This is a genomic window from Spongiactinospora rosea, from assembly GCF_003315795.1.
GTDB lineage: Bacteria > Actinomycetota > Actinomycetes > Streptosporangiales > Streptosporangiaceae > Spongiactinospora > Spongiactinospora rosea.
Genome location: NZ_QMEY01000019.1, coordinates 142,161 through 157,820, shown reverse-complemented (window position 1 = coordinate 157,820; position 15,660 = coordinate 142,161). Strand labels below are relative to the sequence as shown.

The 15,660-nt window shown below is 76.1% G+C and carries 2 protein-coding genes; both read right to left on the bottom strand.

The annotated features are described in order from the left end of the window. Positions 1 to 2: 2 nt before the first annotated feature. Entirely contained in the window at positions 3 to 212 is a 210-nt protein-coding gene (locus DP939_RS32675; RefSeq protein WP_113984691.1) for an MbtH family protein, read from the bottom strand. Beyond that, positions 209 to 15,619 (bottom strand): amino acid adenylation domain-containing protein, encoded by a 15,411-nt coding sequence (locus DP939_RS48160; RefSeq protein ID WP_113984690.1) that lies wholly within the window; start codon positions 15,617 to 15,619, stop codon positions 209 to 211. Before DP939_RS48160 ends, DP939_RS32675 begins: the two co-directional genes overlap by 4 nt. Between the last annotated feature and the right edge of the window lie 41 nt (positions 15,620 to 15,660).

Sequence of the window (15,660 nt, the reverse complement as noted above, 5' to 3'; positions counted from 1 at the left end):
CCTCAGCCGTCCATCTCGGCGATGAGGCTCGCCGGGCGCATGTCGGTCCACCGCTCCTCCACGAAGGCGAGCGCGTCCGCCCGGGAGGACGGGCCGTGGACCTGCTCCCAGCCGGCCGGCGTGTCGGCGAACACCGGCCACAGCGAGTACTGGCCCTCGGTGTTCAGCAGGACCAGGAACTGCGCCTCGTCGTCATCGAACGGGTTGGTCATCGGGTGGTCTCCTCATCTCGTGCATCGGTGGGGTGGAGCGCGCGGTTCACGATGGGGCCGATCACCGCGAGCGCGCGCGGGCTGAGCAGTTCGGCGTGGGTGAAGTCCACCTCGTGGTTGACCACGGCCCCGGAGACGTGCCGCGACCAGGCCAGATGGTCATCGGTCTCGGCGCGGTCCCGGACAGCCGTGACGACCAGCAGGTCGCCGTCGTAGGGGGCGTAGGAGGCGCGTAGCAGGAGTTCCATGCAGCCGCGGTGGACGCGGGCGACGCGTTCGACCGTGGCCGTGTCGAACTCGGCGAGCAGCGGCGACAACGCGGCCGACTCGCGCAGCCCGGCCAGGAAGTCCTCGGTCTCGGCCCTGCTCAGCCGGTCCAGTTCGGCGGCGTCGGGCCGGGGCTCCTGGCCGTCGTCCATGGGGAAGGCGTCCAGGACGCCGAGGAAGGCGACCTCCTGACCGCGTTCGCGCAGGGCGGTGGCCACGGCGTAGGCGACCTGGCCGCCGAAGGACCAGCCGAGCAGGTGGTAGGGGCCGCGCGGCTGTACCTCGGCGATCCGCGCCGCGTAGTCGCGGCCCAGCTCGCGCAGGCTCTCCGGGCGGAAGTCCAGGCCGGACAACTGGGGGGCCTGCAGGCCGTGGATCGGCCGGCGCGGGTCCAGGTAGGGGGCCAGCCCGCCGTACGGCCAGGCGAACCCGGCGGGCGGGTGCGCGCAGAACAGCGGCGGCAGGTCCCCTCCGGAGCGCAGCGCGATGACCGGCTCGAACCCGCCCACGCCTTCCGTGCCGAGCCGCCGCGCCAGCTCGGCGGGGGTCTGGGCGGACATCAGCGTGGACAGTTTGAGCGGTACGCCCAGCTCTGCCCTGATCCTGGCGGCCAGCCGCATGGCCAGCAGCGAGTGGCCGCCGAGGTCGAAGAAGCCCTCCTCGGGGCCGACGTCGGGCAGTTCGAGCACGTCGGCGAACAGGCGGCACAGCACGGCCTCGCGCCCGCCGCCCGGCGCGCGCCGGGAACGGCCGCGGGTCCGCGCGGCGAGATCGGGCGCGGGCAGGGCCTTGCGGTCCAGCTTGCCGTTGCCGGTGAGGGGCAGGGCGGGCAGCGTGACGAAGGCCGAGGGCACCATGTACGCGGGCAGCCGCTCGCGCAGCGCCGCCGCCAGGTCGCCCGGGCCGTCCCCGGCCGGGACGACGTACGCCACCAGGCGGGGCACCGGGCCGGGCGTGGCGATGACCGCGACCTGCCCAACGCCGGGCTCCGCGCTCAGCGCGGCCTCGACCTCGCCGGGCTCGACCCGGTACCCGCGGATCTTCACCTGGTCGTCGGCGCGGCCCAGGAAGTCCAGGTTGCCGTCGGCCCGCCACCGGACCACGTCGCCGGTGCGGTACATCCGCTCGCCGTCGCCGGTGGGGTCGGCGACGAACCGCCCGGCGGTCAGGCCCGGCCGTCGCAGGTAGCCGCGGGCCAGGCCCGTGCCGGCGACGTACAGCTCGCCCGCCACGCCCACCGGCACCGGGCGCAGCCGGTCGTCCAGGACGTGGACGCGGGTGTTCCAGATCGGCCGCCCGACGATGGGCGTGACACTGTCGGCGGTGCCGCCGCCCAGGGTGTTGATGGTGTACTCGGTCGGGCCGTACAGGTTGTAGCCGAGCGTTCCCTCGGTCGTGCGCAGCCGGTCCCACAGGGCCTGGCCCGCGGCCTCGCCGCCGAGCAGCACCAGCGGCGGCACGTGCCCGTCGAGCAGGCCGTGCTCGATGAGCTGCTGCGCGTAGGAGGGGGTCACGTTGACCACGTCGATCGCGTGCCCGGCGCAGTACGCGGTGAGCGCCTGCGGGTCGCGGCGCATCTCCTCCGAAAGGACGTGCACCTCGTGCCCCTCCACCAGCCACAGCAGCTCCTCCCACGACATGTCGAAGGAGAAGGAGACCGTGTGCGCGATCCGCAGCCGCCGCCCGGCCGCCGCCACCACCGGCCCGAAGATCTCCGCCCGGTGGTTGAACTGCATGTTGGTCAGCCCCGCGTACGGCACCACGACGCCCTTGGGCCGCCCGGTGGACCCGGAGGTGTAGATCACGTAGGCCGGGTGGCTCAGCGGGAACTCGACGCCCAGGTCATCGCCCGGCAGATGGTCGAGATCGCGCAGCTCGGCGGGGGTGAGCACGCACACCGGGCGGGTCTCGCCGATCATCTCCTCCGCGCGGGCCGGGGGCAGGTCCAGGTCCAGCGGCAGGTACGCCGCGCCGGTCTTGAGCACCGCGAACAGGGCCGCCACCATGTCGGCCGAGCGGGGCAGCGCGAGCGCCACGACTCGTTCCGGGCCCGCGCCCCTGGCCACCAGCATCCGGGCGATCCGGTTGGCGCGGGCGTTCAGCTCGGCGAAGGTGTGCCGCTCGGGGCCGAAGACGAGCGCGATCTCGTGCGGCGTGCGGGCGGCCTGCTCTTCGAGCAGCCCGGCGACGGTCGTGTCCGGCAGCGGGTGGGAGGTGTCGTTCCACTCGGTCAGCAGCCGCCGTTCGTCCGGGCCGAGCGGGTCCAGGCGGCCCACCGGCAGCGAGACGTCGGACGCGATCTGTTCCAGCAGCCGTACGAACCGGGCCAGCAGCGCCTCGGCGGACGGCCGGTCGAACAGGTCCGGGCGGAAGGCCAGCGACACCCGCAGCGGATCGTCCGGGGTGACCACGAGGGTCAGCGGGTAGTGGGTGCCGTCCACGCCGTCCATGGCGGCGATGCCGTACGCCTCGGTGATCCGGGCCCGCTCCTCCTCGTCCGCGCCGAAGTTGCGCAGCACGTACAGCGTGTCGAAGAGCCGGCCCAGCCCGGCGGCCCGCTGGATCTCGCCCAGCCCGAGGTGGTCGTGCGGCAGCACGTCCGCCCTGGCCCGCTGCAGGCGGGTGAGCAGGCCGAGCAGCGGTTCGGCGGGGTCGAGCGTCACGCGGACCGGCACGGTGTTGAGGAACAGCCCGATGGTGGACTCCACGCCCGGGATGTCGGCGGGCCGCCCGGAGACCGTCGCGCCGAACACCACGTCGGAGCGGCCGGTGGCCCCGGCCAGGACCATGCCCCAGGCGGCGGCCAGCAGCGTGTGCAGGGTGAGCCGGTTCGCGCGGGCCTGGGCGAGCAGGGCCGGGCCCAGCTCGGCGGGCGGCTCGGCGAGCACGGCCTCGGGGATGACGGCGGTCAGGCCGCCCGCGCCGTCGTCGGGGGCCAGCAGGGTGGGCTCGGCGAGCCCGTCCAGCGCGGTGCGCCACGCCTGCCTGGCGGCGTCCTCGTCCTGCCGGGACAGCCAGGCCAGGTAGTCCCGGTACGGCGCGGCGGGCCCCGGCTCCTCGCCCTCGTAGAGCGCGAACAGCTCCTGCAGGAACAGGCCCTCCGACCAGCCGTCCCACAGGATGTGGTGGTGGATCATGACCAGCAGGCAGCGGTCCTCGGCCAGCTCGACCAGGGTGAACCTGACCAGCGGGGGCCGGTCCAGGTCGAACCTCTCCGCCCGGTCGGCGGCCAGCAGCCGGGCCACGGCGGCCCGCTGCGCGGGGTCGGCGACGAAGTCCAGGTCGATGCCCGCCTCCGGCGCGTCGCCCGCCGGTCCGCCCGCGAGGCCGGTGAGGTCCACGTTGGTCAGCGGCAGTTCGACGGTACGCGGCACGAACTGCACGGGCCGGTCGAACCCGTCGTGCCGGAACCCGGCGCGCAGGTTGGGGTGCCGCTCGGTGAGCCTGCGCCAGGCGGCGCGCAGCCGGTCGGGGTCGAGCGCGCGCCGCAGGGCCAGGACGTTCTGCACGGTGTAGACGTCCAGCGCGCCCTCGTCCGTGCCCGCGTGGAACAGCAGGCCCTCCTGCAGGGGCGCGAGCGGCAGTACGTCGGCGGTGCCGGGCGGCAGCGCGTCGATCTGCCGCTGGGTGATCGAGACGAGCGGCAGGTCGGAGGGGGTGAGCGGGTCGCCTTCCACGATGGCGGCGGCCAGGTCGGTGAGCGCCGCGTGGAAGCGTCCGGCCAGGGCGGCGAGCTCGGGTCCGGGCAGGGCGGTGGAGGTGAAGGTGACCTGCAGCTCGGGGCCTTCGGGGAGGTCGTGGGTGACGGCGTCCAGCTCCAGCCGGTACGGCGAGACGGCCGGATCGGCGGGCAGCGGCTCGGCGGCGACGCCGAAGTCCTCGGCCCGGCCCGCGGCGAACCGGCCCAGGTAGTTGAAGAGGATCTCGGGGCGGGGGGCGGCGGCGAGCAGGGCGGACGTCTGCGGGTTGAGGTGGCGCAGCAGGCCGTACCCGAGGCCGCCGCGCGGCACCGCGGCCAGGGCCTCCCTGATCCCCATGAGCGCGTCCAGCGGCCCGTGCCCGCCGGCGTCCACCCGGACCGGGTAGACGGCGGTCAGCCACCCGACCGTGCGCGACAGGTCCAGCCGGCCGTGCTCGCGCCCATGCCCCTCCATGTCCACGACCAGGGGGCCCTCGGCGGGCAGGGCCAGGGCGAGGGCGGTGAGCAGGAACGCGTTCATCCCGACCCGCGAGCCCAGCAGCGCGCGAGTGGTGGCGGTCCGCGTGGCGCTCTCGTGCACGGCGGGTGCGCCGGGGGTGTCCGCCGGGAGGCGATGAGTGCCGGGGGTGAGGGTGGTGAGCCAGTGGTCGAGTTCGGTGAGGGTGGCGGGCTCCTGGGCCTCGGTGATGAGCCGCCGGGCCCAGTGGGCGTACTGGACGGGCACCGGGGAAAGCGGTCCGCCGCGCAGGAGGGTGGCCAGCTCCGGCAGCAGCACCCGCCAGGACACACCGTCCACCACAAGGTGGTGGGCCACGACGAGCAGCCGTCCGGGCCCGTCGCCGAGGTCGAACCAGACGATTTGGAGCATGCGGCCCGCTCCGGGGTCGAGCCGGTCCACCGCGGCGCGGTACTCGGCGGCGAGATCGGCCAGGCCGCTCACCCGGCGCACCTCGGCGGGGACGGGATCGGCGATCTCGGCCGACCAGACGGCCGGATGCGGCCGGGACAGCCGCAGCCGCAGCGCGTCGTGGCGGCGCTGGAGCGCGTCGAAGGCGGCGGCCACCGCCTCGGTGCCGAGGCCGGGGGGCACCTGGAGCAGCCGCGCCTGGTGGAAGTCCCGCACCGGTACGCCCTGCTCGCGCAGCCAGTGCACCACCGGCGGCAGCGGGACCGGCCCCTCAATCGGCTCGGCCACTTCCCCGCCGGGCGCGGGGGCCTGCCGCCCGCGGGCGACGGCGGCCAGCCCGGCCGGGGTCGGGTGCTCGAACACCTCCTTGGCGGTGATCTCAAGCCCAGCGTCCCGGATGCGTGCGACCAGGGAGATCGACATGATACTGTCGCCGCCGAGCCCGAAGAAGTCGTCGTCGCGACCGACCGATTCCAGCCCAAGGATCTCCGCGAACGCCGCGACGAACGGATCCGACGCGGCCTCGGCCCCGGGCCCGCCCGGCGCGGTGCCGGGGGAGGGCGGCGACGGGAGGGCGCGGCGGTTCAGTTTGCCGCTCGGGGTGAGGGGGAGGGCGGGCAGCGGGATGATCAGGGCGGGGACGGCGGGGGCGGGGAGTCTGGTGGTCAGCTCCTGGCGCAGGGCGGCGGGGTCCGCGCCGGCGGCCACGACGTAGGCGATCAGGCGGCCGTCCACCGCCGCCGCGGCGGCGTCGCGGACGTCCGGCAGGGCGCGGAGCGCGGTCTCGACCTCGCCCAGCTCGATGCGGTGGCCGCGGATCTTCACCTGGTCGTCGGTCCTGGTCAGGAACTCAAGCGCGCCGTCGCGGCGCATGCGGACCAGGTCGCCGGTGCGGTACATGCGCTCGCCCGCACCGAAGGGGTCGGCGACGAACCGCGTGGCGGTCAGGCCGGGCCGGTCGAGGTAGCCCCGGGCGAGCTGGTGTCCGGAGATGTACAGCTCGCCCGGTACGCCCACCGGCACCTGCCGCAGCGCGGCGTCCAGCACGTACAGGCGGGTGTTCCACACCGGCAGGCCGATCGGCACGGTGGGCCCGCCGGGATCGCCGTCGTACGGCTGCGCCGACACGTCCACCGCCGCCTCCGTCGGCCCGTACAGGTTGTGCAGCGGCACGTCCAGGGCCGCGCGGAAGGCGGCGGCCAGGTCGGCGGGCAGCGCCTCGCCGGAGCAGAGCACCCGGCGCAGCCCCGAGCAGCCGGGCACGCCGGGATCGGTCAGGAACCCGCGCAGCATGGACGGCACGAAGTGCGCGGTGGTGACGGCGTGCTCCCGGATGAGCCGGGTCAGCTCCGCCGGGTCGCGGTGCGCGCCGGGCGGGGCGAGCACCACCGCCGCCCCCGCGCACAGCGGCCAGAAGAACTCCCACACCGACACGTCGAAGCTCGCCGGGGTCTTCTGCAGCACCCGGTCATCGGCGGTCAGCCCGTACTCGGCCTGTGTCCAGGCCAGCCGGTTGACGATCGCCCGGTGCTCGACGACGACGGCCTTCGGGGCGCCGGTCGAGCCCGAGGTGTAGATCACGTACGCCGGGTGGCCCGGCCCGGACCGATCCTCGAACGACGCCTCCCCGCTCTCCCACGCCGCGCGTACGCCCTCGGCGGTGAGGACCAGCACCGGCCGCGCGTCGGCCAGCATGAACTCCCGGCGCACGGCGGGCAGCTCCGCGTCGATCGGCAGGTAGGCCGCCCCCGACTTGAGCACCGCGACCAGCGCCACCATCAGCTCGGCCGAACGCGGGATCGCGACGCCCACGATGGTCTCCGGCCCCGCGCCCGCCTCGGCCAGGGTCTGCGCCACCCGCGCGGCCCGCCGTTCCAGCTCCGCGTACGTCAGCGTGCGGCCGTCGGGCGCGACGACGGCCGTGGCCGCCGGGGTACGGGCGGCCCGCGCGGCGATGAGCCCGCTGACCGTGCCCTCCGGCACGTCCCGCCCGGTCGCGCCGACCCGGGCGATCAGCGCCCCCTCGGCGGGGGACCGCACGTCCACGGCGGCGGCCCGCAGCCCCGGGTCGGCGGTCACCTGCCGCAGCAGGTGGATCAGCCGGTCGGCGAGCAGCCCGGCGGTCTCCTCGTCGTACAGGTCGCGGGCGTGGATGACCGACAGGTGGGTGGCCTCGCCGTCGTCCACGGCGGTGAAGGCCAGGTCGAACCGGGCGTGCACGCTGAGGTCCGGCTCAACCTCGCCGAGCGCGGCCGGCCCGCCCGCGCGGTGGTACTGCGTGAGGACCTGGAACAGCGGGTGACGCGCCAGCGACCTGGCGGGCGCGGCGATCTCGACCAGCTTCTCGAAGGGCAGGTCCTGGTGGGCCAGCGCGGCCAGTTCGGTCTCGCGCACCCGCTCAAGCAGTTCGGTGAAGGCCGGGTCGCCGCTCACGTCGGCGCGCAGCACGAGCGTGTTGACGAAGCAGCCCATGGCGTCGTCGAGCGCGTCGTCGGGGCGTCCGGCCACGGGTACGCCGAGCGGCACGTCGGTCCCGCCGCCGAGGCGGCACAGCAGCACGGCGACGGCGGCCTGAAGGACCATGAACGGGGTCGTGCCGGTGGCCCTGGCCAGGGCGGCGACGCCCTCGTGGACCTCACCGGGCAGCCGCCGCCGCACGGTGCCGCCCCGGTAGGACGGGACGGCCGGGCGCGGCCGGTCGGCGGGCAGCGGCAGCTCGTCGGGGATCCCGGCGAGCGCCCGCCGCCAGTACTCCGCCGACGCCACGCCGTCCTGCCCGGCCCGCCACAGGGCGTAGTCGGCGTACTGGACCGGCGGCCGGTCCCACGCGGGCGCGCGGCCCTGCCGCCTGGCCTCGTACGCCGTGGCCAGGTCGCGCAGGAAGACCCCCTCCGACCACTGGTCGGAGGCGATGTGGTGGAAGACCGCCGACAGCGTGGCCGCCCCGCCGGGCAGGCGGAACAGGGTCGCCCGCAGCGGCGGCTCGGCGGCCAGGTCGAAGGCGTGCGCCTCGGCGCGGGCCAGCGCGGCGGGCAGCTCCCCGGCGGTGACCTCGGCCGTCTCGAACGGCGGGACGGCCTCGGTGACCCGCTGGTACGGCGTGCCGCCCTCGTCGGGGTAGACCGTGCGCAGGACCTCGTGCCGCGCGGTCACGTCGCCGAACGCGGCCCGCAGCGCGGCCTCCTCCACCCCCGGCCGCAGCCGCAACCGCAGCGGGATGTTGTAGACCGGGCTCGGGCCCTCCAGCTTGAACAGGAACCACAGCCGGCGCTGCGCGTCCGACAGCGGCACCCGCGACGGCCTGGCCGCCACGGCGATGGGCGTCGCGCCGCCTTCCACGGACCCACGGCCCAGGCGGGAGGTCAGCCGCGCCGCCGTACGCGACTCGAACAGGTCCCTGATCCCGACCGGCGCGCCGAGCAGTCTGCGCAGCCGGTTGACCGCGCGGGCGGCCAGCAGCGAATGCCCGCCGAGCCCGAAGAAGTCATCGCCGGGACCGATCCCCGGCACGCCGAGCAGGTCGGCGAACACCCCCCGCACGATCTCCTCGCGCTCGTCCCGCGTGGCCCTGCCCGCCGTGGTGCCCTGGGGCGCGGGCAGCGCGGCCCGGTCCAGCTTGCCGTGCACGTTGATCGGCAGCTCGTCCATCCGGACCACCGCCGGGACCATGTACGACGGCAGCCCCAGCGCCCCCGGATCGATCTCGGAGGCCGAGACGACGTAGGCCACCAGCCGGTCCTCCACCACGACCACCGCCGCCCGCGTGACGCCGGGCAGCGCGAGCAGCGCCGCCTCGACCTCGCCCGGCTCGATCCGGTAGCCGCGCAGCTTCACCTGGTCGTCGGCGCGGCCCAGGAACTCCACCGTGCCGTCGGACCGCCACCTGGCCACGTCGCCGGTGCGGTACATCCGGCCGCCTTCGCCGAAGGGGTCGGCGACGAACCGGGCGGCGGTCAGGCCCGGCCGGTTCAGGTAGCCCCTGGCGATCCCGGTCCCGGCCAGGTACAGCTCCCCGGGCACGCCGGGCGGGACCGGGCGCAGCCCGCCGTCCAGGACGTAGGCCCGGGTGTTGGCGATCGGCCGGCCGATCACCGGGTCCTCGCTCGCGGCCAGCCGCGCGCCGAACGCGTCCACGGTGAACTCCGTCGGCCCGTAGAAGTCGTGCGCCAGGAGCCCGGGGGTGCCGCGCAGCCGCCGCCACAGCGCCTTCGGCACGGCCTCGCCGCCGAGCAGCACGAGCCCGGGGACGTGCGGGCCCGACAGCAGCCCGTACTCCACGAGCTGCGCGGCGAACGACGGCGTCACGTCCAGCGTGTCGATCCGGTGCCGCCGCACCAGCTCGACCGTGGCCTCCGCGTCGCGCCGGGTCTCCTCGTCGAACAGGTGCAGCTCATGCCCGCACAGCAGCCACAGCAACTGCTCCCAGGAGGAGTCGAAGGAGAACGACGCGGTGTGCGCGGCGCGTAGCCTGCGGCCCCCGGCGGCGGCCACGGCGGCGGCGAAGATCGTGTCCCGGTGGTCGCGGTAGAGGTTCATCAGCCCGGCGTGCTCGATCTGCACGCCCTTGGGGCGGCCGGTCGAGCCGGAGGTGTAGATCACCGCCGCCCGGTGCCGGGGGTCTCTGGCCACCACGGGGTCGGACGCGTCCCCGTCGGCGGTGCCGGGCAGTTTGGTCAGGACCAGCAGCGGATCGGCGTCGGCGAGCATGAGCCGCCGCCGTTCCTCCGGGTGGTCCAGGTCCACCGGCAGGTACGCCGCGCCGGTCTTGAGTACCGCCAGCAGCGCGACCACCAGGTCGGCGGTGCGCGGCAGGGCGAGCGCGACCAGGCGTTCCGGCCCGGCCCCGAGCGCGATCAGGGCGTGCGCGACCCGGTTGGCGCGGCGGTTCAGCTCGGCGAAGGTCAGTGCGCCGTCACCGGTGACCAGCGCGGTGGCCTCCGGCGTCGCCCGCGCGGCGGCCTCGAACACGTCGGCCACGGTGCCGCCGGGCACGTCGGCGGCGGTGTCGATCCACTCGCCGAGCAGCCGTTCGCGTTCCCCGGGCAGCAGCACGCCGATCCGGCCTGCCGGATCGCCCGCGGCGATGCCCGCCAGGACCAGGGCCAGCCGGTCGGCGAGCGTCCGGGCGCGCTCGCGGTCGTACAGGTCCGCCCGGTACTCCAGCACCAGCCCGAGATCGTCGCCGCCCGCCCCGAGCACCGGGTCGCCCGCGGGCAGCGCGAGCAGGGTCAGCGCGTAGTGGGTGTAGCCCCGGTTGCCCGCGCCGGTGACCCGCAGGTCGCCGGACCGCGCGGTGCCCGCCGGGTAGTTCTCGAACACGAGCAGCGTGTCGAACAGCGGGTTCATCCCGGTGAGCGCCTGGATCTCGGCCAGTCCGAGGTACTGGTGGGCGAGCAGGCGGGCCTGCTCGGCCTGCACCCGGGCGAGCGCCGCCCCAACAGGCTCGCCCGGGGCGATCCGCACCCGCACCGGCACGGTGTTGCTGAACAGGCCGATCATGCCCTCCACGCCGTCCAGGTCGGCGGGGCGGCCGGAGACGGTCGCGCCGAACACGACGTCGTCGCGTCCGGTGAGCCGGGCCAGCAGCAGGCCCCAGGCGTACTGGAAGATCGTGTTCAGCGTCAGGCCGTGCGTGCGGGCCAGCTCCCGCAGGCCGTCCGCGACACCCTCGGGCAGGCGGACTCGCAGGTCGGCAGGGGCGGCCGGAGTGCGGGCCCGGCCGGCCCCGCCGAGCAGGGTGGGGGATTCCAGTCCGGCCAGCGCCGCCCGCCACGCCTCGGCGTCGGCCGTCCGGTCCCGCCCGGCGAGCCAGGCGAGGTAGCGCCGGTACGGCGGGGCGGCCTGCGCGGGCGGGCCGGACACCAGCTCGCGCACGATGAGCGGGGTGGACCAGCCGTCGGCCACCAGGTGATGGCTCACGATCAGCAGCCGGTGGCGGCCGGGGGCCAGTCGTACCAGGACACAGCGCACCAGCGGCGGCGCGGCCACGTCGAAGCGGTGGGCCAGTTCCTCGCGTTCCAGCTCGGCCAGGCGCTCGGGCGCGTCGCCCAGGTCCACCTCCCGCCAGGGCAGTTCCACCTGGGCGGGGACGACCTGCGCCGGGCGGTCCAGGTCGCCGGTCACGAACGCGGCGCGCAGCGCGTCGTGCCGGGCCAGCAGCGCCTCCATCCGGGCGCGCAGCGCCTCGGCGGGGCCTTCGACGTCCAGCCAGGTGAGCGAGGTGTAGACGTCGGTCTCGTCGTGGGCGGCGTGGAACAGCAGCCCTTCCTGGAGCGGCGACAGCGGCAGCACGTCCGCGGTGCCCGGCGGCAGGCGGTCGATCTGGTCCTGGGTGAGGGACACCAGCGGCAGGTCGGCGGGGATCAGCGCACCGGGGGCCGCGGCCACCTCGGCGAGCGCGGCGGCCCACCGCCCGGTGATGTGGGCGAGGTCGGCCGTCCCGTCCGGGGAGGCCCAGTGGACGGCCAGGCGCGGCCCGTCCGGCTCGTCGTGCAGGAAGGCGTTGACGGTGAGCGCGTACGGCGTGGCGGGCTCACCGGCCGCCGAGAAGGCGGCCCCGGCGGCGAACCGCCCCAGGTAGTTGAACAGGATCCGCGGCTCGGCGAGCCCGCCCAGCCTGCCGCGCAGGTGCCGCAGCACCCCGTAGCCGACGCCGCGCGACGGGACGCCGCGCACGGCCTCCTTGACCCGGCGCAGCACCTGGCCGGGGGTGTCCGCGCCGGTCAGATCCGCGCGCAGCGGGTGCTCGGCGGTGAACCAGCCGACCGTGCGGCTCAGGTCCAGCCGGTCGTCCAGGTCGCGGCCGTGTCCCTCGGCCTGGACCAGCAGGTCATCGCCGCCGACGGTCAGGGCCAGCGCGGCGAGCAGCAGTTCGTCCGGCCTGGCCCGGCAACGCGCGCCGGCGGCCAGCAGGTCGCGGGTGAGGCCGGCGGGGACGCTGGTGATCAGCGTGGCGTCCGGGTCCCCGGCCGCCGATGCGGGCAGCGGCGAGGCGGGCCGGTCGAGCAGCGCCGTCCAGTACGCCTCCTCGTCGGCGAAGTCCCGTTCGGCGAGCGTCCGCGCCCAGGTGCGCAGTGAGGTGCCGGACGGCTCCAGCGGCCGGTCCGCCAGCGCGGCGCGCAGGTCGGGCAGCAGGATCCGCCACGACACGCCGTCCACCACCAGGTGGTGGACGGTCACGGTGAGCCGTCCGGGTTCGAGGGTGAAGGCGGCCATCCGCCCGGCGGCCGGGTCGATCAGGCCGGGCGGGCCGATGAGGCCGGCCGGGCGCGTCTCGTGCGGCGGCGGGACCAGCAGCGACCAGTCGGGCAGCAGCCGGGCGCGCAGCGCGTCGTGGACAGACAGCAGCGCCCGCACCGCCCCGGCCAGGCGGTCCTCATCGAGGCCGGCCGGGACGTCCAGGGTGACCGAGTGCGTGTAGGCGGGCGGCGTGCGGCCGGGCCCGGCCGCCTCGCGCAGCCAGGCCACCGGCGGGGTCACCGGGACGACGCCCGTGCCGTCGTCGGCCTGGCGGGCGGGGACCGCCTCGGCGACGGACGCCAGCGCCGCCACCGTACGCCGCTCGAACACCTGCCTGGGCGTGATCAGCAGGCCCGCCTTGCGCGCCCTGCCGCACATCTGGATGGCCAGGATGCTGTCCCCGCCCAGCTCGAAGAAGTTGTCGTCGATGCCGACGCCGGGCAGGCCGAGGACTTCGGCGGCGACCCCGCACAGCGCGGCCTCCACCTCGTCGCGCGGCGCGCGGCCCCCGGCGGTGAACTCGGGGGCGGGCAGCGCGGCGCGGTCCAGCTTGCCGTGCGGGGTGAGCGGGAGGTCATCGAGCGCCACGACGGCGGCGGGCACCAGCGCGGCGGGCAGCCCGGCGGCGAGCGCGCCGCGCACCTCGGCGGGGTCGAGCCCGCCGCCGGTGACGTAGCCGACCAGCAGGCCGTCGCGCAGCGCCGCCGCCGCGCCGGTCACGCCGGGCACCCGGGCCAGGGCCGCCTCCACCTCGCCGAGTTCGATCCGGTGGCCGCGCACCTTCACCTGGTCGTCGGCGCGGCCGAGGTATTCCAGCGTGCCGTCCGGCCGCCGCCTGGCCAGGTCGCCGGTGCGGTACATGCGCGCGCCGGCCTGGTAGGGGTCGGCGGTGAAGCGCGCGGCGGTGAGCCCTGGGCGGTTCAGGTAGCCCCGGGCCAGGCCGGTCCCGGCCAGGTACAGCTCGCCGGTCACGCCGGGCGGCACCGGGGCGAGCCGCGCGTCCAGCACGTACGCGCGGGCCCCGGTCACCGGGCGGCCGATGACGGGGGCGGGGGCGTCCGCCAGATCGGCGGTCAGGGCGTCCACGGTGAACTCGGTCGGGCCGTACACGTTGCGCGCGGCCAGCCCGGGGATCTCGCGCAGCCGCCGCCACAGCCCCGGGGGGACGGCCTCGCCGCCGAGCAGGACCAGCCCCGGCCGCCCCGGGCCTTCCAGCGCACTGGCCTCGGCCAGGCGGACGGCCAGCGAGGGCGTCACGTCGATCACGTCCACGCCGGTGTAGCAGGCGGGGTCGCGGCGCTGGTGCTCGTCCAGGACGACCAGTTCGTGCCCCGACACCAGCCACAGGAACGGCTCCCAGGCCGAGTCGAAGGACAGCGCGTAGGAGTGCGCCACCCTGCGCCGCCCGCCGGTGGCGTGCAGCCCGGCGTTGTGATGCCGCCACAGGGCCGACAGCGAGCCGTGAGTGACGGCGACCGCCTTCGGCGTACCGGTGGACCCGGAGGTGTAGAGCACGTACGCCAGCGAGGCGGCCGACGGCTCCACGAGCGGCGGAGCGGGTACGCCCCCGGCGGCGTCCGCGAGCGGTACCCCGGCCCGGTCGGCGGTCGGCGCGACCCCGGCGTCGGCCTCGGTGAGCGTGCCGGGTGTGACGACCAGTACGGGCGCGGCGTCGGCGAGCAGGACCGCCCGGCGGTCGGCGGGCAGGTCCTCGGTCAGCGCGAGCTGGGCCGCGCCCGACTTCAGCGCGGCGAGCTGCGCGACGATCATGCCGGTGCCGCGCGGCAGGTCCAGCGCCACGACCCGCTCGGGGGCCGCGCCCCGTTGGGCCAGCAGCCCGGCCAGCCGGTCGGAGGTCTCGTCCAGTTCGGCGAAGGTCAGCGCGCCTTCGCCGTCGCGCACCGCCACCGCGTCGGGGGTCAGCCGGGCCTGCGCGCGGAACGCCGCCGCGATCGAAGGCCCGGGGACGGCCTCCCCGCCCGAGGCGTCCGCGATGGCCCGCTCCCGCTCTGCGGCGGTGGCCACCGGGACGCCGGCCAGCGGCCGGGCGGGGTCGGCCGCGAGCGCGGCGGCGAACGCCGCGAACCGCTCGCCGTGCGCGGCCAGGCCCTCCTCGGAGCAGGTGCCCGCGTTGCCGTCCAGTTCCAGGGTCAGTTCGTCGCCCGGGGACTTGTAGAAGGAGAACTCCACGTCGTCCACCGGCCCCGCGGCCAGGTTGCGCAGCACGCCGGGCACGCCCGCGAACGACAGCCCGTAGTCGAACGCCTTGACGTTGACCGAAGGGCCGTGCAGCCGCCGCCCCGGCTCGGTGCGGCCCAGGTCGCGCTGGAGGTCTTCGCCGCGGTAGTGCTGGTGGGCGCGGGCGGCGGTGATCTCGGCGGCGGCCCGGCGTACCAGCACCGACAGGGTGTCGCCGGGACCGGCGGCGAGCCGCAGCGGCAGCACGTTGACCGCCATGCCCGGCGAGCGCATCGCCGGGCCGCCGAACCGCCCGGCGAACGGCATGCCGAGCACGATGTCGGTCAGTCCGGTCATCCGGTGCACATAGGCCGCGGTGACCGCGGTGACCGCGTCGGCCCAGGTCCCGCCCGCCTCCTTGGCCAGGCGCAGCAGCGCGTCGCCGGGCAGGGCGATGGTGTGCCGGACGAAGCCGTAGGCCGGTTCGCCCGGCGCGAGCACCGGGACCTGCGGTGCCCCGGCCAGTTTCGCGGCCCACCACTCACGGTCGCGCTCGTACCGCTCCGACGCCCGGTACTCCCGCTCCTGCCCGAGGATCGCGGACAGCGGCCCGAACGGGCCGTCGCCGGGGTCGCGCCCGGCGGCCAGGGCGGTGTAGACGTCCGCCGTCCGCTTGGCGATCATCGCGACGGTGTAGCCGTCCACCACGATGTGGTGGTAGCGCATGTACCACAGCCAGGTCTCCGGCCCGGTCCGGTAGAGGGCCCCGGCGAACAGCGGCCCCTCGATCGGGTCCACCGGCCGGGCCATGTCGTCCCGCATGGCCGCGAGGGCCTGCCCGCGCGGGCGCTCCAGCACCGGCAGCGGCCATTCGCCGCGGCCGGTTTCGAGCGCCTGCCAGGGCCCGCCGGGGGCGTCCATGATCCGTACGTGCAGCGCCTGCGCCTCGCCCACGGCGGTCCGTACCGCGCGCTCGAACCGGGCCGGGTCCAGGGGCCCGGTGAGTTCGACGTAGTGGCCGACGTTGTAGCCGGGGTCGGCCGGGTCGAGCCGCTGGGCGTACCAGACGCCGAGCTGGGCGCCGGTGAGCGGGAGCACATCGGGGGAGGGGGACAACGGGGACCTCTTCCTGCTGTTCCTGCTGCGGGGCCGGGGCC

Bases quoted from the DNA above. Each gene is read 5' to 3' on its own strand.
- DP939_RS32675 (WP_113984691.1), bottom strand. From the start codon at position 212: ATGACCAACCCGTTCGATGACGACGAGGCGCAGTTCCTGGTCCTGCTG.